At 62.5% G+C, this 20,378-nt stretch carries 23 protein-coding genes; 14 read left to right on the top strand and 9 right to left on the bottom strand.

Annotation, left to right across the window (positions count from 1 at the left end; genetic code table 11):
* Positions 1 to 8: 8 nt before the first annotated feature.
* The gene (locus tag GGI60_RS05865) at positions 9 to 860 is read right to left on the bottom strand and encodes a helix-turn-helix domain-containing protein (protein WP_183914005.1); all 852 of its coding nucleotides are present in this window, start codon (positions 858 to 860) and stop codon (positions 9 to 11) included.
* Positions 861 to 999: 139 nt separating this feature from the next.
* A complete protein-coding gene (locus GGI60_RS05860) occupies positions 1,000 to 1,896 on the bottom strand; it encodes a LysR family transcriptional regulator (protein WP_183914003.1) in 897 nt (298 codons plus the stop codon).
* 118 nt (positions 1,897 to 2,014) lie between these two features.
* On the opposite strand from GGI60_RS05860, the gene GGI60_RS05855 reads away from it, so the two are divergent.
* From GGI60_RS05855 to GGI60_RS05845, 3 genes are read left to right on the top strand one after another with little or no spacing between them, the layout of a single operon-like run.
* Positions 2,015 to 2,389 carry an Atu4866 domain-containing protein gene (locus GGI60_RS05855; protein WP_183914001.1) on the top strand — a complete coding sequence of 125 codons (375 nt, stop codon included), beginning with the start codon at positions 2,015 to 2,017 and terminating at the stop codon, positions 2,387 to 2,389.
* Positions 2,390 to 2,426: 37 nt separating this feature from the next.
* On the top strand, positions 2,427 to 3,278 hold the full coding sequence (locus tag GGI60_RS05850; RefSeq protein ID WP_183913999.1) for an oxidoreductase: 852 nt from the start codon (positions 2,427 to 2,429) through the stop codon (positions 3,276 to 3,278).
* A 42-nt stretch (positions 3,279 to 3,320) separates the two neighbouring features.
* Positions 3,321 to 4,034, top strand: a complete 714-nt coding sequence (locus GGI60_RS05845) for an SDR family oxidoreductase (RefSeq protein WP_183913997.1) — start codon at positions 3,321 to 3,323, stop codon at positions 4,032 to 4,034.
* Positions 4,035 to 4,066: 32 nt separating this feature from the next.
* Here GGI60_RS05845 and GGI60_RS05840 read toward each other — a convergent pair whose 3' ends face one another.
* Positions 4,067 to 4,630 carry a methylated-DNA--[protein]-cysteine S-methyltransferase gene (locus GGI60_RS05840; RefSeq protein WP_183913995.1) on the bottom strand — a complete coding sequence of 188 codons (564 nt, stop codon included), beginning with the start codon at positions 4,628 to 4,630 and terminating at the stop codon, positions 4,067 to 4,069.
* 314 nt (positions 4,631 to 4,944) lie between these two features.
* On the opposite strand from GGI60_RS05840, the gene GGI60_RS05835 reads away from it, so the two are divergent.
* The 3 genes from GGI60_RS05835 to ybaK all read left to right on the top strand — a co-directional run bounded on the left by GGI60_RS05835 (position 4,945) and on the right by ybaK (position 6,931).
* Positions 4,945 to 6,006 (top strand): succinylglutamate desuccinylase/aspartoacylase family protein, encoded by a 1,062-nt coding sequence (locus GGI60_RS05835; RefSeq protein ID WP_183913993.1) that lies wholly within the window; start codon positions 4,945 to 4,947, stop codon positions 6,004 to 6,006.
* 90 nt (positions 6,007 to 6,096) lie between these two features.
* Positions 6,097 to 6,447 (top strand): ArsC family reductase, encoded by a 351-nt coding sequence (locus GGI60_RS05830; protein ID WP_183913991.1) that lies wholly within the window; start codon positions 6,097 to 6,099, stop codon positions 6,445 to 6,447.
* A 10-nt stretch (positions 6,448 to 6,457) separates the two neighbouring features.
* Positions 6,458 to 6,931, top strand: coding sequence for a Cys-tRNA(Pro) deacylase (gene ybaK, locus GGI60_RS05825; protein WP_183913989.1), 474 nt, complete (start codon positions 6,458 to 6,460; stop codon positions 6,929 to 6,931).
* Here the strand turns inward: ybaK and GGI60_RS05820 are convergent, their stop codons facing one another.
* Positions 6,932 to 7,372 (bottom strand): MarR family winged helix-turn-helix transcriptional regulator, encoded by a 441-nt coding sequence (locus tag GGI60_RS05820; protein WP_246720325.1) that lies wholly within the window; start codon positions 7,370 to 7,372, stop codon positions 6,932 to 6,934.
* Between the two features lie 77 nt (positions 7,373 to 7,449).
* Between GGI60_RS05820 and GGI60_RS05815 the strand changes: the two genes are divergently transcribed.
* Both GGI60_RS05815 and GGI60_RS05810 read left to right on the top strand, forming a co-directional pair.
* A complete protein-coding gene (locus tag GGI60_RS05815; protein ID WP_183913987.1) occupies positions 7,450 to 8,133 on the top strand; it encodes a glutathione S-transferase family protein in 684 nt (227 codons plus the stop codon).
* 121 nt (positions 8,134 to 8,254) lie between these two features.
* Positions 8,255 to 9,508 (top strand): aminopeptidase, encoded by a 1,254-nt coding sequence (locus tag GGI60_RS05810; protein WP_183913985.1) that lies wholly within the window; start codon positions 8,255 to 8,257, stop codon positions 9,506 to 9,508.
* Here the strand turns inward: GGI60_RS05810 and GGI60_RS05805 are convergent.
* Positions 9,456 to 10,367 (bottom strand): EamA family transporter, encoded by a 912-nt coding sequence (locus GGI60_RS05805; RefSeq protein ID WP_183913983.1) that lies wholly within the window; start codon positions 10,365 to 10,367, stop codon positions 9,456 to 9,458. The two genes, GGI60_RS05810 and GGI60_RS05805, sit on opposite strands and share 53 nt — an antisense overlap.
* 81 nt (positions 10,368 to 10,448) lie before the next feature.
* On the opposite strand from GGI60_RS05805, the gene GGI60_RS05800 reads away from it, so the two are divergent.
* A complete protein-coding gene (locus GGI60_RS05800; RefSeq protein ID WP_097606771.1) occupies positions 10,449 to 10,946 on the top strand; it encodes a MarR family winged helix-turn-helix transcriptional regulator in 498 nt (165 codons plus the stop codon).
* Between the two features lie 302 nt (positions 10,947 to 11,248).
* Here the strand turns inward: GGI60_RS05800 and xseA are convergent, their stop codons facing one another.
* Entirely contained in the window at positions 11,249 to 12,835 is a 1,587-nt protein-coding gene (gene xseA / locus GGI60_RS05795; RefSeq protein WP_183913982.1) for an exodeoxyribonuclease VII large subunit, read from the bottom strand.
* 328 nt (positions 12,836 to 13,163) lie between these two features.
* On the opposite strand from xseA, the gene GGI60_RS05790 reads away from it, so the two are divergent.
* Entirely contained in the window at positions 13,164 to 13,406 is a 243-nt protein-coding gene (locus GGI60_RS05790; RefSeq protein WP_183914662.1) for a hypothetical protein, read from the top strand.
* 378 nt (positions 13,407 to 13,784) lie between these two features.
* On the opposite strand, the gene GGI60_RS05785 is transcribed toward GGI60_RS05790, so the two are convergent.
* Complete coding sequence (locus GGI60_RS05785) at positions 13,785 to 15,632, bottom strand: hypothetical protein (RefSeq protein ID WP_183913980.1); 1,848 nt, start codon at positions 15,630 to 15,632, stop codon at positions 13,785 to 13,787.
* A 161-nt stretch (positions 15,633 to 15,793) separates the two neighbouring features.
* Here GGI60_RS05785 and GGI60_RS05780 point away from each other — a divergent pair, with 161 nt between their 5' ends.
* Together GGI60_RS05780 and GGI60_RS05775 are read left to right on the top strand one after the other, a co-directional pair.
* Positions 15,794 to 16,801 (top strand): glycosyltransferase, encoded by a 1,008-nt coding sequence (locus GGI60_RS05780; protein WP_183913978.1) that lies wholly within the window; start codon positions 15,794 to 15,796, stop codon positions 16,799 to 16,801.
* On the top strand, positions 16,798 to 17,172 hold the full coding sequence (locus tag GGI60_RS05775; protein ID WP_183913977.1) for a GtrA family protein: 375 nt from the start codon (positions 16,798 to 16,800) through the stop codon (positions 17,170 to 17,172). The genes GGI60_RS05780 and GGI60_RS05775 overlap by 4 nt, the downstream gene beginning before the upstream one ends.
* Positions 17,173 to 17,175: 3 nt before the next feature.
* On the opposite strand, the gene GGI60_RS05770 is transcribed toward GGI60_RS05775, so the two are convergent.
* The gene (locus tag GGI60_RS05770; RefSeq protein WP_183913975.1) at positions 17,176 to 18,162 is read right to left on the bottom strand and encodes a Gfo/Idh/MocA family protein; all 987 of its coding nucleotides are present in this window, start codon (positions 18,160 to 18,162) and stop codon (positions 17,176 to 17,178) included.
* A 178-nt stretch (positions 18,163 to 18,340) separates the two neighbouring features.
* Here GGI60_RS05770 and GGI60_RS05765 point away from each other — a divergent pair, with 178 nt between their 5' ends.
* A complete protein-coding gene (locus tag GGI60_RS05765) occupies positions 18,341 to 19,288 on the top strand; it encodes an aldo/keto reductase (RefSeq protein ID WP_183913973.1) in 948 nt (315 codons plus the stop codon).
* Between the two features lie 12 nt (positions 19,289 to 19,300).
* Positions 19,301 to 19,744, top strand: a complete 444-nt coding sequence (locus GGI60_RS05760) for a GNAT family N-acetyltransferase (RefSeq protein WP_183913971.1) — start codon at positions 19,301 to 19,303, stop codon at positions 19,742 to 19,744.
* Here GGI60_RS05760 and GGI60_RS05755 read toward each other — a convergent pair.
* Positions 19,734 to 20,351 (bottom strand): hypothetical protein, encoded by a 618-nt coding sequence (locus GGI60_RS05755; RefSeq protein WP_183914660.1) that lies wholly within the window; start codon positions 20,349 to 20,351, stop codon positions 19,734 to 19,736. The two genes, GGI60_RS05760 and GGI60_RS05755, sit on opposite strands and share 11 nt — an antisense overlap.
* Positions 20,352 to 20,378 lie beyond the last annotated feature (27 nt).

The following is a 20,378-nucleotide window of genomic DNA, read 5'->3' as shown; positions in this document are numbered from 1 at the left end:
TACCGTTGTCACGGCAGCGCATCTGCCCCGCTATGCTCAACTTCTGCCCCGATCCGCTCAAAACACTCAGTTCCGCCCCGCACATGGCGCGGATTGACGCCGAACCGCTCTTTGAACCGTGCCGAAAACTGCGACGGCGAATCGTAACCGACTTCCAGCGCCACCTGTGCCATCGGCAGGGTTGTGGTTTGGATGAGGGCCAGGGCGCGATTCATCCTTGTGTCGCTCAATATCTCGCTGAAACTTGTCTTTTCGGCGGCGAGCTTACGCCGGAGCGTCGCTTCGCTCATGTTGAAGGCGCGCGCCGCGTGCCCCAGCGTCCAATCAAAGGCCGTATCACTTTCAATCATCTGCCTCAGCCGGTCCTCGAGCCGAGGACTTTCGCATCGACCGAGCACCGCGCCGCAGAGCGCAAACCAGGTGACCAGTTCCATCAAACGCGCCTTGGCAATGGCCCCGGGAAGCCTCGTCAGATTGCCGGGCTGACAGCAATAGGCAAACAATGCCGCCGCTTCCTCCGGCAGGTTCGAGGCACCGGCCGGGAGCGGCCGCGAGGGGACGGCGATCGAACCCATGGCGATATAGGCATCCTCGAAGAGCTGTCTTGGAACAGGCAGCGCCAGGGTCTGATACTTCTGTGGCGCCTTTGGAATGTTCTCCATCGTCAACGGCCGATAGTCGGGCAGCAGGGCATAAGCGCCCGCCTCAAGACGCAAGGCCTTGTCATCCGCCATGACGATCTTCGTTCCCGATTGCACCTGGATCAGCAAGGGGCTCGTATTGACGAGACGAAAAAAGCAGGCACGCCCACCCTGGCGGATCAGGGCCCTGGTTGGAATGCGAAACACGTCGTCCAGCATGGCTTCTCCGGCAACAGGATGCCCCTCGCCCCTGATCCTTAGCGACGGGAAATAGCAAAACCGCGTGACAGGGGCAACCTTGAGCCGGGGCGTATGCCGGCGGGAGCCGCCGCACCCTTCGGTCAGGGCTCGACCATATCTAACCCCTCGCGGACTTCCTGATATGATCGACCAAGGCCCGCAGCTTCAGCGGCTGCCGCTGGCGCCGGGGATAATAGAGATAGAAGCCCGGAAAGGGTGGGCAGAAATCTTCGAGCAGCGGCATGAGTTCGCCGCGGTCGATATAGGGCTGAAACGTTTCCACCATGCCGAAGGTGATCCCGCTGCCTGCGCAAGCCATGCGGATCATCATGCCCATGTCGTTCGTCGTCACTGCGGGATCAACGGAGACGTCGAAATCGCGATCATTCTCGGTGAATTCCCAGCGATAGGGCGCCTTATCCGGGCGCGGTCGCCATCCGATGCAGGCATGGTCATGGAGTTCGGTTGGATGGCGGGGACTGCCGTGGCGCTCGAGGTAGGCGGCGGACGCGGCCGCGCATTGCCGCTGCGGCTCTGAGACCGGGACCGCGATCATATCCTGCTCGATCACTTCGCCCAGACGGACAGCGGCATCGAAACCGGTTTCGACGATATCGAATTCGTCATCTGTGACGGTGATATCCAGTTTGATTTCGGGACAGGCCTGCATGAAGCCGGCGAGCAAAGTGCCGGATAGGAAGCTTTCGGCGATCGAGGACACGGTGATCCTCAGCAGGCCGCTCGGGCGCGCCTGCATGTCCCGCACCGTCTGCATCGCATCCGTGACCTGCCGGACCGATGGATGAACGGCCGCGAAGAACACTTCGCCGGCTTCGGTCAGGCTGACGCTGCGCGTAGTGCGCCGGACGAGCGCGACGCCAAGACGATCCTCCAGACGCTGCAGGGACTGACTGACGGCGGAGCGGGTGACGCCGAGACGCTCGCCCGCAAGGCGAAAGCTCCGCGCCTCTGCCACGGCGAGAAAGACTGAGATGCCTTCTAGATCGTCGACCATTGGTTAGGAAATCTAACCAAGCCATCGCGGATTGGCAACTTAATCACTTCAGTTCTTGGGCCTATCTTTTCTGTCGAGGCCCACGAAAACAGCGGTCCTGACCTCGAAAGGAATAAGGATGCAAAACATTGCCATGAGAGCTGTCCTGCATTTTTGCGCCGCCGCCACCTTGGCGGGCACGGCGGTCAGCCCGACAGCCGCGGATGGCGTCGGCGGCCGCCAATCCACGCGTCAACAAGAAAGCGAGAACACCATGCAGCAACATCCCTATCTCGGCACGTGGGTGACCGACGACGGCCGGGTCCGCCACCAGCTTCTGCCCAACGGTCGCTACGACGAGGCCCGAGGAAACCGGGAGAGCGCCTATCGAGGCCGTTACGAAGTGGTCGGGAGCCACATCGAATACTTGGACGACACCGGCTTCACGGCCGATGGTGATTTCGTTGACGGTAACACCCTCCATCACGGCGGCATGGTGCTTCGCCGCAAATGACAAGCTCGCTCAATAAGGCTCTATCCGGCCGGAAAGGATGAGGATCATGTCTTCCACCACACCCATCTGGTTCATAACAGGCGCATCGTCCGGCCTCGGCCGGGCGCTCGCCGAGGCGGTTCTCGCCCGTGGCTGGCGGGCTGCGATAGCGGCGCGCAGACCCGAGACCCTCCGGGATCTCGCAACTGAACACGGCGACCGCGCCCTTGCTCTCGCCCTCGATGTGACGGACAGCGGCTCCGTCGCCCGCGCGGTTCACGACGCCGAAGCGCATTTCGGTGCGATCGACGTCGCCGTCAACAATGCCGGCTACGGTTACCTCTCGGCGATCGAAGAGGGCGAGGACGCAGAGATACGCGCCCAGTTCGAGACCAATGTCTTCGGCCTGATCGCCGTCACCAAGCATGTCCTGCCGGGCATGCGCGCGCGCCGGCGGGGGCATATCTTCAACGTCTCGTCGCTCGGCGGGCTCGTCGCCTTCGCCGCGACCGGCTACTACCACGCCACCAAATTCGCCGTCGAAGCCCTGTCGGAATCGCTTTCCCATGAGGTCAAGCCGCTCGGCATCAGGGTGACGATCCTCGAACCCGGTGCCTTCCGCACGGATTGGGCGGGCCGGTCGATGATCGAATCCAGGACTGTTATCGACGATTATGCCGAAACGTCAGGCAAGCGGCGCCAGGCCACCCGTTCGGTCTCCGGCAAACAGCCGGGCGATCCGGCGCGTGCCGCCGCTGCCATCATATCGGCGTTCGAGGCGGAGGAGCCGCCATTGCGCCTGCTGCTCGGCGCGCCCGCCCTAAAGATCGCCTGCGAACGGCTCGATGCGCTGCGGGTTAATTTCGACGCCTGGGCGGAAACGACGCTCAGCGCCGATTTTCCCGACTGAGCCGCGCCCGAGAAAACACTCAACAGACAAATGGAGCTTGAATTGTCGAACATCGAAGGAAAAGTCATCGCCATCACCGGCGCCAGCAGCGGCATCGGCGAGGCTGCTGCAAAGGTGTTGGCTGCAGCCGGCGCCCACATCGTGATTGGCGCCCGCCGCATTGAGCGCCTGGAGAGGCTCGCCGGCGACATCGGAGCCAGAGGCGGAATGGTACGGCTGCGAAAGCTTGACGTCACCGACCGCTCCGAGGTCGAGGCTTTCGCAGCCTTTGCCAGATCCGAGTTCGGCCGGCTTGATGTCATCGTCAACAATGCCGGCGTGATGCCGCTCTCGCCGCTCGAGGCCCTGAAGGTCGACGTCAACATCAAGGGCGTGCTCTACGGCATCGCCGCAGCCCTGCCGATCATGAAGGCACAGGGATCCGGGCAGATCATCAACCTGTCTTCGATCGGCGGCCACAGCGTCTCGCCAACGGCCGCCGTCTATTGCGCGACGAAATTCGCAGTCCGTGCAATCTCGGACGGGCTGCGGCAAGAGACCGATCGCATCCGCGTGACCGTCATCTCTCCCGGCACGACGACGTCGGAACTGGCCGACACGATCACCGACCCGACCGCGCGCGACGCCATGAAAGCCTTCAGGGCGATCACGATCAGCCCCGATTCTATCGCCAATTCGATCCTTTATGCTGTCAGCCAGCCTGATGATGTCGATGTCAGCGAGATCATCATCCGGCCGACGGCCAGCCCGCATTGAGCAGCCGATATCCAATTGACATTGCCCGCCGCCTAGAACCCCAGCGACTGCTGGGCGGGCGGGGGCGGGGCGAGGTTGACGCCTTCGAGCTCCAGCATGCGGGTCTTCGACGTCGAACCACCGGGAGCGGAGAAGCCGCCGATCTTGCCGCCGGCCGCCAGCACCCGGTGGCAGGGAATGATCAGCGCGACGGGGTTCTTCGCCATCGCCTGGCCGACGTCACGGGCAGCTTCCGGCCCGGCGCCGAGCTCTTTCGCGAGCGCGCCATAGGTGGTCGTCCGGCCCCAGCCGATGCGCCTTGCCGCCGCATAAATCTCCCTGAAAAAAGCATCCTGGCCGGCAAGATCGAGTTCGACGCCAGAAAAATCCGTCTCCTCACCCTGGAAGTAGCGCTTCACTGCCGCCACGGTCTCGAGCACTTCAGGCGTCGGCGCGCCGGGCAATGCATCGGGCAGACGGCGCAGCAAGAGCCGCTCGGTCGCCTCAGCGGTTTTCGTCGGCAGCTGGAAACGGACGATGCCGGCGTCGCTCCAGGCAATGCCGCAGAAACCACACGCGGTTTCGAAGATGAGATAGTGGGGTACCGTCTGGGCCATGACACAGCCTCCGCGTTTTCGATTACCACCAAAATCGTACGGGACGGCCGCTGTTTCAACCCGATTCTTGCGCCCTGATATTCTACCTTGCCGACCTATTTTTCGCCCCGTTTTTGGAGCGCGAGGCGGTCAGGATGACCTGACAGGCCAATTCCTGCTGATCCACAGCGTTCTCGGAAAAACCGAATACCACACCGTCGATCGCTGGACGCTTCTCGGCTGAGGGTACCGTGCCCGGTGAGGCTTGCGCTTGCCGGATATCCGCGCATAAAGCTGGACGAACCGTTGGGTCGGCAAACGCGGAGCACGACAGCATGGACGTTTCAGAGATCATCATCCCGGGCGATACCCCAGGAACGGAATGGCGGCTGCCAGTGCTGCGCTTCAAGGGTCGCGATCCGAAGGCGCCGAAGATCTATATCCAGGCGGCACTGCATGCCGGCGAAGTGCCGGGAACGGCGCTCCTGCATTTCCTCTGCGAGCGGCTGCGGCGGGCGGAAGACCAGGATCGAATCCTGGGCGGCATCACCCTCGTGCCGCAGGCCAATCCGATTGGTGCGGCGCAGTCGCATTTTGGTGATTTGCAGGGCCGTTTCGACCTAGGCTCGCGCACCAATTTCAACCGGGATTTCCCGCTGATCTCCATTGCCGATCGGGCGACGCTGATCGAAGAGCTCGACGATTATCCGGCTACCGATAGGTTGAAGCGGCAGCTTCTGCATATGGCGCTCGGCGCCGATCTCGTCCTCGACCTGCATTGCGACGACGAATCGCTGCAATATGCCTATATCGACGAGGCTTTCTGGCCGGAGGCGTCCGATCTCGCCGCCGCGCTCGACATGGAGGCCGTGCTGCTGTCGGATGGCGAAAGCTCCGCCTTCGAGGAGGCTGTCGGCTTTGCATGGAAATATGAAATCCCCGGCGAACGACGGTCCATGCTGCCGGGCAAGCTTTCGGTCACGGTCGAGCTGCGCGGCAAGCGCGACGTCGATCCGGCGCTGGCGAAGCGGGATGCGGACGGGCTCTGGCGTTTCCTCACGGCACGCGGGATCGTCAGCGACGAACCGGTGGCGCCGGCGGCGTTTGCCGGCCCGGCCGCGCCGCTCGACAATGTCGAGATCATCCGGGCTCCCGAAGGGGGCGCCGTGCTCTTCCATCGCACGATCGGCGACAGGGTTGTGGAGGGCCAGTGTCTGGCGACGATCATCACCCGGCCGGGGCAGGTTGATGGCAGCATCGATTTGCAGGCGCCGCAGGACGGGCTGATCCTGACCCGGACGTCGGACCGGCTGGTGCGGCGGCGCGGCGACCTGATGAAGATCGTCTGCGCCGGGCCCAGCAAGACGTCGCGCGAGGCCGGCACGCTGGAGAGCTGAGGCGGCGCTGCCGGGGATAAGCCTCGCATGGCGTTTGCGCCGGCCTTCGCGCATGCTATTCCGCTGCCAGCACACGGAGATCGATCAGGCATGGCTGTTACCATCTATGGCATCAAGAATTGCGACACGATGAAGAAGGCCCGCAGCTGGCTGGAAGATCACGACGTCGCCTATGAATTTCACGATTACAAGGCGCTCGGCATCGACCGAGCCCATCTCGAGGGCTGGGTCGACCAGGCCGGCCTCGACGCCGTGCTCAACCGCGCCGGCACGACATTCCGGAAACTGCCCGATGCCGAGCGCGAGAACCTCAGTCGAGAGAAAGCCATCGCGCTGATGCTCGACCAGCCGTCGATGATCAAGCGGCCGGTGCTGGAGGCGAAGGACAAGCTGGTAATCGGTTTCAAGCCGGAAATTTACACCAGCACATTTGGCGGCTGACAGGCGTCTTATGTCCAAGACCACACGCGCGACACAGGTTCTTTCCAAGTCCGGCATCGCCTTCACCGTCCATACCTATGATTACGATCCCGGCGCCGAGCGCGTCGGGCTGCAAGCGGCCGAGGCTTTGGGCGAAGCACCGCATCGGGTGTTGAAGACGCTGATGGCGGAGCTGGACGGCAAGCCGGTCTGCGTCGTGGTGCCGTCGGACCGCGAAGTCAGCATGAAGAAGCTCGCCAGCGCCTTTGGCGGCAAGTCGGCCAACATGATGAAGCCTACCGATGCCGAGCGGCTGACAGGCTATCATGTCGGCGGCACCAGCCCCTTCGGCCAGAAGAAGATCGTGCCGACGGCGATCGAGGAGACCGCCTTTGTTGAACCGCTCGTCTATATCAATGGCGGACAGCGCGGGCTGCAGGTGCGGCTCGACCCGAAGGACGCGCTGGCGGTGTTGAAGGCCGTCAGCGCGCCATTGATCGCCTGATCACAGGAAACGCGCGAGCAAGGCCGAGATGCTCTTTGCTTCGCTTTCGGTGAGCCTGCAGCCGATATGGCTCTCGATCGATTTGGCATAGACCGCCCACATGCGTTCGCGGAGCTGCCGGCCGGCTTCGGTGATGACAACCCAGCGACCGCGTCCATCGTCCGTGAAGACTTCGCGCCGGACGAGCCCCTCTCCTTCCAGACGGTCGATAAGGCGGGAAAGATTATACTGCGCAAGCAAAGTCCGCTCTTCGATCTCATAGGGGCGCAGCCTGCCATCATCGGCGCGCGCCAGTTCCCACAGCACGTCATACCAGGAAAGCGGCGGCATGCCGGCCGCTTTCAGCTCGGCTTCGATGGCGGCAAGCAAGCGCTCGCGGGCGCGCATGATGCTCGTCCAGGCACGGGTGGTGGCTTCGCTCGGTTTCGGGATATCCTTCATAAATGCAATTACATCTATCTTGAATTCCGCCGCAAGTGATATTAGATGCATTTGCATGGAATAACCAGGAGATCACCATGAGCAGCCTTACTCTCATCAGCCATCATCTCTGCCCCTATGTGCAGCGCGCCGCGATTACGCTTCTTGAAAAGGGCGTGCCATTCGAGCGCATCAACATCGATCTCGCTAACAAACCGGATTGGTTCCTGAAAATTTCGCCACTCGGCAAGGTGCCGCTGCTGCGGATCGAGGAGGAGGACGGCAGCGAGGCGGTGCTCTTCGAAAGCAGCGTCATCTGCGAATACCTGGAGGAAACGCAGGCGGGCGCCGCCCTGCATCCGGACGATCCGCTCACTCGCGCCCGCCACCGCGGCTGGATGGAATTCGGCTCATCCGTGCTTTCCGATCTCTGGGGTTACGAAACGGCGCAGGACGCGCTTCAGCTCGAAGCCAAGCGCAAAGCCCTCATCGCCAAATTCGCAACGATCGAGAGCGCGCTGACCGACGGGCCTTATTTCGCGGGCAGCAGCTTCAGCCTCGTCGACGCCGTCTTTGCCCCGGTCTTTCGCTATTTCGACCTCTTCGACACGCTCGGCGACAGCGGCATATTCGATGGGTTGGAGCGGGTGAAGCGCTGGCGCAAGGCTCTTTCCGCGCGTGCGAGTGTCCGGGCGGCTGTCGGCACTGATTACCCGCAGCGGCTGATGGAATTCCTCGACAAACACTCCTCGATCCTGCTCAGGCAGTCTGCCGCAGCGTAAAGGCCTTGCAAGCGGCCGGACAAGACCGGCCGCCTAATTCGGCAGCGGCACACTTCATTTTCGCCGCAAACGGGTCTAAGTCTTCCAGCTTTCCCATCGATGACAGAAAGCAGGTCGAACCATGACTTTCATGCCCCAAAGCCAGAACGCCGTTGATCCCGTCAAGCTGGAGAAGCTTGCGGAAGTCGCCGTCAAGGTCGGCCTTCAGCTGCAGAGAGGTCAGGACCTGGTCGTCACCGCGCCGGTCGTGGCGCTGCCGCTCGTGCGGCTGATCACCAAACAGGCCTATCAGGCCGGCGCCGGATTGGTGAGCGCCTTCTATTCCGACGAGGAAACGACGCTTTCGCGCTATCAGTATGGCAGCGACGAGAGCTTCGACCGCGCCTCCGACTGGCTCTATGAGGGCATGGCCAAGGCCTATGCCGATGGAGCGGCCCGCCTTGCGGTTGCCGGCGACAACCCGTTGCTGCTGTCCGAGCAGGATGCAGGCAAGGTCGGCCGCGCCAATCGCGCCACTTCCACGGCCTACAAGCCGGCGCTGGAGAAGATTTCGAATTTCGACATCAACTGGAACATCGTATCCTATCCCAATCCGTCCTGGGCCAAGGTGGTCTTTCCCGACGATCCTGAACCGATCGCGATCGCCAAGCTCGCCAGGGCGATCTTTGCCGCCTCGCGCGTCGATGTGGACGATCCCATCGCCGCCTGGGCGGAACACAATGCCAATCTCGCCAAGCGCTCCGCCTGGCTGAATGGCGAGCGCTTCGCCTCGCTGCATTTCAAGGGGCCGGGCACCGATCTGACGGTCGGCCTTGCCGACGGGCATGAATGGCATGGCGGCGCCTCCACCGCCAAGAACGGCATTACCTGCAATCCGAACATTCCGACCGAGGAGGTGTTCACCACGCCGCATGCGCTGCGCGTCGAAGGCCATGTTTCCAGCACCAAGCCGCTGTCGCACCAGGGCACGCTGATCGACAATATCCAGGTGCGCTTCGAGGGCGGGCGGATCGTGGAGGCGAAGGCGTCGCGCGGCGAAGAGGTGTTGAACAAGGTGCTCGATACCGACGAGGGCGCGCGCCGGCTCGGTGAAGTGGCGCTGGTGCCGCATTCCTCGCCGATCTCGGCGAGCGGCATCCTGTTCTACAATACCCTGTTCGACGAAAACGCCTCCTGCCATATCGCGCTCGGCCAGTGCTATTCCAAATGCTTCCTGAACGGCGCGACGCTGAGCCAGGAGCAGATCAAGGCGCAGGGCGGCAATTCCAGCCTGATCCATATCGACTGGATGATCGGCTCGGACAAGGTCGATATCGACGGCCTCAGGCCGGACGGTTCGCGGGTTGCGGTGATGCGACAGGGTGAATGGGCCTGACCGGCATCGTCGCGCGCTGACTGAGCCAGACGCCGGCGAGCACCATGGCGAAGCCGGCGACCTGGGCCGGCGCCAGGCTCTGGCCGAGCGCAAGCCAGCCGAGCAGGGTCGCGACGACAGGGCTGAGAAAGCCGAGTGAGGCGGCCGCCGAGGGTTCGATGCGCGACAGGCCGCGGAACCAGAGCAGATAGGTGAAGGCTGCGCCGATCAGGCCGAGATAGGCGATACCGGCAATGTTTGCGGCGCTCAGTGCCGGCAGCGCCGGCTCGAGGAAAAGCGCGATGGGCACCAGCAGGATGCCACCTGCCGTCAATTGCCAGGCGGTAAAGGTGAGGTTCGACACCGGCGGCGCCCAGCGGCGCGTCAGCACCGTGCCGAAGGCCATCGAGACGGCGCCGGCAAGACCGGCAGCGATCCCGATGGGATCAAGCGCCGCCTTCGGCGTCAATACCAGTAATCCGACGCCGGCCATGCCGGCAAGACCGGCCAGCACGGCCAGCGGCCGAACCGGCTTGCCGAGGAAAAGCCGCGACAGGGCGATGACGATCAGCGGCTGCACCGCGCCCACCGTTGCGGCAACGCCGCCCGGGAGCCTGTAGGCCGAGACGAAGAGCATCGCCCAGAAGAACGAGAAGTTCAGCGCGCCGAGAATGAAGGCCCTTCCCCACCAGATGCCGAAAGGCAGCGTCCTTACCAGGAGCAGAAGCAGCAGCCCGGCCGGCAGGGCTCTCAACGTCGCGACTGTCAGCGGATACCCTGCCGGAAGGAAGGAGGTGGTGACGATATAGGTGCTGCCCCAGATGGCGGGTGCGAGCGCGGTCATCAGCACATCGGTCAAATATCGGGGATTTGTCTTCATCTCAAGAATCTCTATGTCAAGATAAATCCAGGATAGCGGATTTTATCTTGACGTCAAGATATCTACTGTTATCGATGTGGAATGGATGAAGACAAGCAAGATCACGTCGACAGAATCCTGGCGCAATGGCGGCGCGAGCGCCCGGACCTCGACGTCGAGCCGATGGGCATTCTCGGACGCCTGAAGCGCCTCGGCACGCATCTCGGCCGCGAAGTGGAGGCGGTGCTGCTGAAGCACGGGCTTTCCACCTCGTCCTTCGACGTGCTGGCCACCCTTCGCCGTTCCGGCGCGCCTCATCGGCTCTCACCCGGCGAGCTTCTGGAGATGACGATGGTCAGCTCCGGCACGATGACGAACCGCATCGATCAGTTGGAGAAGGCGGGCTTCGTCGAGCGCATCGTCAATCCGGACGACAGGCGCAGCGTGTTGATCGCGCTGACGGATAAGGGGTTCGCGACCGTCGAAGAGGCAGTCGGCGCCCATGTCGCCAACCAGCAGCGGCTGACGCGCAATCTGACCGCCGAGGACAAGGCCGCGTTCGACCGGCTGCTCAAGAAGTTTCTGTCGGATTTCGAGTAGTTCGAGCGTTTCTACAAGGCAGCGGAGTGGTTGGGCATGGATACTCGGGGCAAGCCCGAGTATGACGGAGGGTGGGGAAGCACGATGGGCAAGAGGCGAGACGCCTGGGGTAATTCCAGCAAAATGCGGATTTGCTTGGGAAGCGCGTAACTAAAAAACGGCAATTCAACAAAACCACCTGCGCGCTCGCGCTCCTTGCCACACAGGCTCCTCCACCCTCCGTCGTCCTCGGGCTTGACCCGAGGACCCATGACCACAAGTACCGTATTCGGGCTCACACCGTCGGCCGTCACGGAACTGTACTAGAAAAGGCTACCTTGTTTCGGCGGGTCGCCGGCTTCCTGCTTGGCAGGCCGTTTCTTCAGCGCGACCGGCGGCATGCCGCCTTCGGTGGTGACAGCACCGATGCGGCCGTCGGCGAATTCGATCGAGACCGCAGCGCCGGCCGAAAGACCTGCCGCCTGCGAGACCGGCCTGTCCTCCTCGTCGCGGATGACGGCGTAGCCGCGCTTCAGCACATTCTTATAGGAAAGCGACTGCAGCACCCGATCCTGTGCGGAAAGCTCGGCCCGGGCACGCGTCAACTGGTGGCGAATTGCCGTGTCGGCATGGCGCGAAAGATTGCCGAGACGCTCGCGGGAGCGGTCGGATTGCGTCTTCAACCGTGCCGGCAGCGAGGCAAGGATCGCCTCGGCGCGCTGGACGCGCGATGTCGAACGGTCGATCAGCCGCTCGACCATCCGCTCGGCCCGCACTATCCTTTCATTCAGCCTCTGCCGCCGCTCGGCGATACGATTGGACAGAACATCGGGGCGCAGATGCGCCGCGACACGCTCGAAGCCGCGGCGCTTGTTGACGGTGTTGAGTTCGAGTCCACGGCCAAGGCCGGCCGCCGCCTCGTCGAAACGACGGCGCGGCAAGGCGAGAAGCTGGTCGAGCGAGGGCAAGGCCCGCATCAAACCACGGACGGACTGGCGGCGCTGATCCATCTGCCGGCTCATGCAGCCTTGCAGGCGGGCAGCAAGGGCCGCAAGCTGCGCCTCGAGCTCCGCCTTGACGGGCACGGCCATTTCCGCCGCTCCGGTCGGCGTCGGGGCGCGGACATCGGCGGCATAATCGATCAGCGTCCAATCGGTTTCGTGACCGACGGCCGAGATCAGCGGGATCCGGCTCTCGGCCGCCGCACGCACGACGATCTCGTCGTTGAAACTCCATAGATCTTCCAGGCTGCCGCCGCCGCGCGCGACGATCAGCACATCAGGGCGCGGGACGGCGCCTGTCGGCTCCAGCCCATTGAAGCCGCGGATGGCGTTGGCCACCTCCTCGCCGGACCCCTCGCCCTGAACCTTCACCGGCCAGACGAGGACATGCACGGGAAATCGGTCGGAGATCCGGTGCAGAATATCGCGGATCACGGCGCCGGTCGGCGAGGTGACGACGCCGATCACCTTGGGCATGTAGGGCAGCCGCTTCTTGCGGGCGGCATCGAACAGGCCCTCGGCGCCGAGCTTGCGTTTGCGCTCCTCGATCAGCGCCATCAGCGCGCCGGCGCCGGCCGGCTCCAGCGTCTCGATGACGATCTGATATTTCGAGGAGCCCGGAAAGGTGGTGACCTTGCCGGTGGCGATCACCTCCATGCCCTCTTCGGGACGGAACTTCAGCCGCGAGAAGGTGGTCTTCCAGATGACCGCGTCGATGCGGGCGCGATCGTCCTTCAGCGCGAAATAGGCGTGACCCGAGGAGTGCGGCCCGCGATAGCCTGATATCTCGCCGCGCACGCGAACCTGATCGAAGGCCGTTTCGACGGTCCGCTTGATCGAGCCGGAAAGCTCCGAAACCGAATATTCGGCAAGGTTGGTCGGCGAATCGCTGTCGAAGAGGTTGCTCATCTCTTCTTTCTATGTCGATCGGCGGCAAACAGGAAGGTCGCGATCGCGCCAAGGCCGGTTTCTCCCGGCGGTCGAGCCGATAGTGAAGAGACTCCGTAGAACGGGCGCTGATCCACGTCCATCCTACAGGCGGTCGTGGCGCGCCAAAACAAACGCAACAATCGAGTAAACCTGTTTCGCGGGGGAACGCTTAATTAGACTATGCGTTTCAGTTGAAAGGGATTGCTAACCACCGCAATGCAAAGGCTTTTCGGCCGATATGACCGGTAAATCTTTGTTAGGTGACGCTTCCTATGCTTCCCCTCGTTCTCTTCGGGAAGGTGCTGAAATGATTATTCTCACAGCAGCAGCATTAGGCATCAGCGCCGCGCAAATGCGCTCGGCCGCAGCGATCGCATTGATCGCCGCGCTGATCGGAATCACCTTCGCGCTGGCGGCGATAACCTCGCCGGGGCCGGTGTCCCTGCTGGGGCTCCTCTTTGCCATTCTCGGCTACAATGGCGGCCTGATCCTTTACGTGCTGGGCCTCTATGCCCATGCGCGCTTTCGCGCGCCGCGTGTTTCCCATTAGAGCCTTTCCTGGTTAGATTGAAGCGTTTTGTTGGCTCAAACGCAATCGGATGGTCGACCGGCCGGCGCGCGTCGTAGCCCAGCTATACGGGCCAAGCCGGCCGGTCGAGCAGCCGGCCCGTTTCAGCCAACCCTCCCGCAGATTTGCCTGGCAAATCTGCGAGACTCAGAATCGCCGGACGCACTGATCGCTTCGCCACGGCGAAGCGGTGCGGCCGGTGGGCCGGGCATGTTTCCGCAGGATCAGAGGCGATCGGCTCGGACGTACCTTGGGGTATGCCCATCGCCAATCGCCTCTGCCCTGACGAAAACCTGCCCAGAATGCTTCAATCTAACCAGGAAAGGCTCTAACGATTTGCCCTCACGATGATCGCCGGCGTCAATTCGTCGCCGGCCGATAACGAAAGAACTGGACAGCCGCATCCGCCGCTTTCGAAATCGGCTCCAGATAGGACGGAATATTTCCTTTGCCGAGCTGCGCATAGAGGCCGTCCGGGTTCAGTTTGGCGAGCTGACGCGTCTGCGGATCACCAGGGCAGAAGGCAAGCGTCGTGACACCCGCCCCCTTCAGAAAAGCTTCCGCCTCCTGCGGCTCAGCCATGCCGATATGCAACTCCGTCAGCATGCCGCCCTGATTGCGGTGATAGGGGGCCGAAAGAACTCGGTTTTGCGTAAATCGGAGAATTGCGACGCCCATTTCCGATGGCGCGGAGACGACGCCAACAGGCAGACCGGCAAGCGGCGCCAGTGCCTCTCGCGATGCACAGGTCTTTTCCTTTGCCGGTTCCGACGCCTTCTTCTGCGCCTCATTCTGCATCTGCAGCGAGATCAGCCCACCGCCAACCGCCCAGGCAGCGGGGACCCCCGCAAGCACCGTCACCACATAAACGAAGGCAACGGCGATATTTTCGCTGTCACTGTTGGAGATGCGCCTGAGATCGATGATCAGCAAGGCAAGCGGCAGGATGGAGATGAGGTTCGAGAAGGTCGAGCCACGCACCTGGACGAGCGCGATCGCCCAGCTGATTGCAAGCAGGAACAGCAGAACAAGGTGAATCTGCACGCGGTCGCGCTGAACGATGCGGAAGATGCAGACGGCGATGCCGAAAAGACCGGCCGCATAGAAGGCGCCGATATCGAAAGCTTCGCCGCGCGCCAAAGCGAAGATCGACTTCGCCTCGGAGACATTCCGCAGCCAGAGTTCGACGAGCATGGGATCGAGCCCGGCCAGCGGATCGCTCAGGCACTGCGGCGCGATCACGACAGCCGAACCGAGGACGCCGGCGCCGACGACGGCGAGCGCCGCAAAGCGCAGCGGCCTGGTGAGGCCGCTCGCAAACATCGCGCAAAACAGCAGAAGCCCGCCGCCGATCGCCGCCAAGCTGTAATAACCGAGCGAGAGATTGTCGCAGGTGACCATCGAATAGAGCCGCGGCGGCACCGTTGCGAAGAAGAGCATGCTGATCATCATCGCCAGCGCAAGTCCGAAGGACTGGGCGGCGACGGCGAAATCCTTGCCCTCCCATGCCCAGAGAACGGCGACCGTCAGGCAGACGGCGGCAACGAAGGGCGTCGTCTCGGCGCCGATGGCGATGGCGATGGCGGCCGCAATGCCGGCAACCGCGTAGCTCCAGCCGCGACGGTTGAGGTCCAGCAGCATCGCCGTCATTGTCGCGACCAGCGCCAGTTGCGCATTGTGATGGTCGATGGCGCCCGGCGCGAACCGGTTTCCGGTATAGATCGCGACCGCGGTCAACCCGAGACTGATATGCATCCCGGCAACGCCGCCGATGCGCCGGCCGGCAACGGCAATGGCGAGCATGGCGGGCAGGATGAGCGATATGGGCCAGATGCCGAGCGCGATCGCCTCGGCCGTCTCACGCGGCACAAACAGGCCGAAGAACCAGATCAGCGAAGCGATCGGCAGGTCGATCAACCGCGACCAGTGCATCAGCGTGCCGCCATTGAGGCCGAGACGATATTGCATCAGATCGAACCAGCCCTGGCCGGCGAGAAAATCGCGGACCTCGACGAGGCGCATGCCATCGTCATTGTCGGGGCCGACGTAGTCGGTAGCGCCATAGAGTCTGGTGACGACGATGACCGCGGCAAGAATGACGCTATAGGCGATGACGGTCGGCCACAGACGCATCAGAAGGCCGCGGATGCCGCCGCCTGGGATATCGGTCGCGGATGATGTGTTGGTGATCGGCTGTACGGCGTTCATCGTGGTTAGCGGTTCGTTTCCGGATGGCCGAACCTTAGCCACCGCCGATCAAGAAAGTGTAAAGCCGGCTGCCGGCGCGGCCGATTTTGCCTGCGTCATAGGGTCTTATTAACGCTGCATGATTTAGGCTGGTGGCGGCTTTCAGTGTAACGAGTAGAGTCATGGCCCGATCGCGTACCAATCACCCGGACATTGCCGTCCTGCTTCCCTGTTATAATGAAGCGGCAACGATCGGCTCTGTGGTGCAGGGCTTCCGGGCAACGCTGCCGGATGCCGCGATCCACGTCTACGACAATAATTCCACCGACGGAACCGCGCTGCAGGCGATGCTGGCCGGCGCGCAAGTCGTGCGCGAGCGGCGGCAGGGCAAGGGTCACGTCGTTCGCCGAATGTTCGCCGACATCGAGGCCGACATCTACATCATCGCGGACGGCGACGGAACTTATGCGCCAGGCGATGCCGAGGAGTTGGTGCGCACGCTTCTGACCGAGCGCGCCGACATGGTTGTAGGAACCCGGCGCGGCGTGCATGCCGATGCCGGCCGTCAGGGCCACGCGTTCGGCAACCGGCTTTTCAACCTGCTCTACCGGACGATCTTCGGTCCTGATTTCACCGATATCTTTTCCGGCTACCGCGCCTTTTCGCGCCGTTTCGTCAAGAGCTTCCCGGCCGTATCGGGCGGCTTCGAGATCGAAACCGAGATGTCGGTGCATGCCTCGCGGCTGAAGCTGCCGGTCAGCGAACTTGAACTGGATTATGGCCGCCGGCCGGAAGGCTCGCACTCCAAGCTTTCAACGTTCCGCGACGGCGCCAAGATTCTCTGGATGTTTGCGATGCTGATGAAGGAAACCCGGCCCTTCGCCTTCTTCAGCGCGATCAGCGGTCTCTTCATGCTGGCGAGCCTCGGCTTCATGACGCCGGTGCTGGTGGAATATTTCGAGACGGGTCTCGTCAGCCGCATGCCGACCTGGGTTCTATCGACCGCGCTGATGATGATCGCCTTCATGCTGTTCACCGCCGGCGTCATCCTGGATTCCGTCGCCCGCGCCCGCGCCGAGCAACTGCGCATCCACTATATGAGCCTGGAAACGCCAAGTGCCGCCAAGCTGCCGGATCGCCAGCCGGCGCCGGCGCTCCGCGCCGGCCGCGGCAAGGCTGATGCAGCGTGAAGAAGCTTATCCGTTTCGCGATTGCCGGCGGCATCGGCTTTCTCGTCGATGCAGGTGTGCTGTCGGCGCTGCTCGATTTGACGCCGCTCGGGCCTTTCCTGGCCCGGCTTATCGCGGTCGCCTTCGCAATGGCGGCGACCTGGGCTTTCAACCGGAACTTCACCTTCGATCGCTCCGGCCGCTCGCTCGCCGCCGAAGGCTTCCGCTACGGCTCGGTCGGCGTCACGGCGGCGCTCGTCAATTACGGGCTTTATTCCGCGCTGCTGCTTTCGCTGCCAGGGCTTCAGCCGCTTGCGGCGATGGTGGTTGCCAGCGTCGCCGCGATGGTCTTCAGCTTCTTCGGCTATTCGCGCTTCGTTTTCCGCGCGTGATCATCAGACCGCCTCCCAGCCGTCCTTCTCGCTGGCGCGATAGATCGCATCGATGACCTTCTGGTTCAGCTTCGAATTTTCGAGCGTGACAATCTCTTCCTTGCCGTTCTTTACCGCCCGAGCGAAAGCCTCGACCTCGCGCCTGTACTGGCGATTGTCCTGGAAGCGGAAGATGCGTGATTCATTGTGGCTGCGATCGGCAAGTTCGATCTCTTCCGGCCCCCAGCGATTGGCGTTGAACGGCGACTTGACCTCGATGTAACCGTCGGTGCCGTGGAAAACCATGATCTGGCGGTTGGCCATCTGCGTCGAGACATAGAAGCTCAGCTCGAAATCGTCGAAGTCGGCCTTGACGCTCGAATAGATATCGGTGCCGAAATCCGGATCGCGCTCGGTAATCGCCTGGATCCGGAGCGGCTCCTTGCCGGTGGAGAAACGCGTGCTCATGACGGGATAGACGCCGATATCGGGAAGGCCGCCACCGCCGAGCTCGGGGATGTTGCGCATGTTGGCGGCATCGCGATTGAAATAGGTGAAGGCGCCCTGCACATGCCGGAGCGAGCCGATCGCGCCCTCATCGACCAGCGAGCGCACCTTCTGCCAGACCGGCGAATAGGTGATCATATAGGCTTCCGTGACCACCACCTTATTGCGGTCGCGAGCAGCGATCACCGCGTCGATATCGCCGGCCTTCAGCGCCAAGGGCTTTTCGCAGAGCACATGCTTGCCGGCATCGGCTGCTTTGATCGACCATTCGATATGCTGCGAGGTCGGCAGCGGGATATAGACGGCGTCGATGACATCGGAGGCCAGCATTTCCTCATAGGAGCCGAAGGCATGCGGCACGGAGAAGCGGTCGGCCATCTCCCTTGCGCGCGCGAGATCCCGGCTCGCAATCGCCGTGACGACACAATTTTCCGCGTCCTGGATAGCGGGAACGACATTGTCGCGACCGATCTTCGCCGTCGAAATGATACCGAAACGCAGCATGTCCAAACCTCCCGGAACTGATGTCCGCGAACCATATTCAGGGCTTCGCTGCGGCGCAATGGTGCGACATGAAATCACGGAAGTTTGGTTTCCCGGATGCCGGGATCGCGCTACTTTACTTCAGGCGGCGTTCTGCCGTATCCGCGATTTCACTCACCTAACGATTTTGGAGAGCGTCATGGAAATGCGCCAGCTCGGAAAAACAGGTCTTTCGGTCGCGCCGATCGTCATCGGCGGCAATGTCTTCGGCTGGACGGCCGACGAGAAAACATCCTTCGCCGTTCTCGATGCCTTTTTCGATGCGGGGCTGAACGCAATCGATACGGCGGATGTCTATTCCTCCTGGGTTCCGGGCAACAAGGGCGGCGACTCCGAGGAGATCATCGGGCGCTGGCTGAAGCAGGCGAGGATTTCGCGCGACCAAGCCGTCATCATCACCAAGGTCGGTTCGGATATGGGGCGGGGAAAGACGCTGAAGGCGAGCTATATTCTGAAGGCAGTCGAAGCGTCGCTCAGCCGGTTGCAGACCGACTACATCGACCTCTATCTCTCGCACTGGCCGGATGCCGATACGCCGCACGAGGAAACGCTCGGCGCCTATGCCAAGCTGAAAGCGCAGGGCAAGGTCCGCGCCATCGGCTGCTCGAATTATGATGCGGGGCTGCTGCAAGCTTCCTTCGACGCTGCCGAAAAGGCCGGTCTGCCGCGTTACGACGTGCTGCAGCCGGAATATAACCTCTATGAGCGGTCAAGCTTCGAGGGGCCGCTCGCCGAGCTTTGCGTCAAGGAAGATATTGGCGTCATCACCTATTTCAGCCTCGCGGCCGGCTTCCTCACCGGCAAATACCGCAGCAAGGCCGATACCCAGGGCCGAGCCCGCGAGGGCCGGGTTTCGCAATATCTCGACGAAAACGGGCTGCGCATTCTCGCCGCGCTCGACAAGGTATCTGCCGAGACCGGCGCCAAGCCCGCGGAAATCTCGCTTGCCTGGCTCTTGCGCAAGAAGGGTGTGACGGCGCCGATCGCCAGCGCCACCAACCTTTCGCAGCTCGAAAGCCTGGTGAAAGCGGCGACACTTTCGCTTTCCGATGATGCGATGGCGTTGCTCGACGAAGCCAAGCGCTGAGAGAACAGGACGATGACCATGACGATACGCGATGCCCGCCCCGAAGACGAAACCCGCTGGCGCCAACTCTGGGCGGCCTATCTCGCCTTTTACCAGGTGACTGTCGATGCGGATATCACCGATCAGACATGGCGCCGGGTCTTCGATCCGGCCTCGGCGATCGCCATGCGCGTCGCCGAGATCGACGGCAGGATCATGGGCTTTGCGCTCTATCTCACCCATGAGGGCACGTGGATTCGCGGCAGGGACTGCTATCTCGAAGACCTGTTCGTCGATCCCGAGGCGCGCGGCAGGGGCGTCGGCCGGGCGCTGATGGACGATCTCGTCGCGCTCGGCAAGGCGAAGGGCTGGTCGCGGCTTTATTGGCATACGAGCGAAAACAACAAGACCGCCCGGGCGCTCTATGACAGCTATGTCGAGAGCGACGGCCACATCCGCTATCGCATCAGCCTCTGAGCGCGGGAAATCCCTCGTAGAAAGCGCCATGATCGCCCTCCCAGTTCGCCATGCCCGGCTTGGTGAGGATGCCGCGCGGGCTGACATAGCTCTGGATCACCCGCTTCGGCCGTTCGTGCCACTGGATATTGAAGGCCCAGAGCTTGGGGAAGAAGCAGAGCGAAGCATAAGGCAGGTGGTCGTGGATCCACCAGGCGAGCCGTTGCCAGTCGCTTTCATCGCGATAGCGGTCGATCATCCACGGCACGGCAATACAGACGGCGGCGCCCATGCAGCCGTCGAAATCCCTGATATCCCAGATGTGATGGGCTGATGTGGCGGCATTGGTCGAGCAGTTCAGCTTGTTCTCGTTGCCGAACCTGTTGACGTCAGGCGAGCGATAGCCGGAGCGGATGTGCAGACGCCCGAAGGTTGCCTCCAGCGGCTCCAGCAATTCCTCGCACAGCCTTTTGCCGGCCTCGATTGCCAGATCGGGATCCACGGGAATGTTGGGGATGCGGTAGAAATCGGCGATCTCGGAATGCAGGAAATCGCGGAAGAAGAAGTTTCGCGACAACCGCACGCGACCAAGATCCTCCAGACCTTTCATCGAACCCGGCTTCCGCATCATTTTTTCTCCCGACGTCAACAGCGG

The sequence above is a fragment of the Rhizobium lentis genome (assembly GCF_014200175.1).
Lineage (GTDB): Bacteria > Pseudomonadota > Alphaproteobacteria > Rhizobiales > Rhizobiaceae > Rhizobium > Rhizobium mulingense.
The sequence above is the reverse complement of the archived record's forward strand: the minus strand, read 5'-3'. Positions and strand labels throughout refer to the sequence as shown.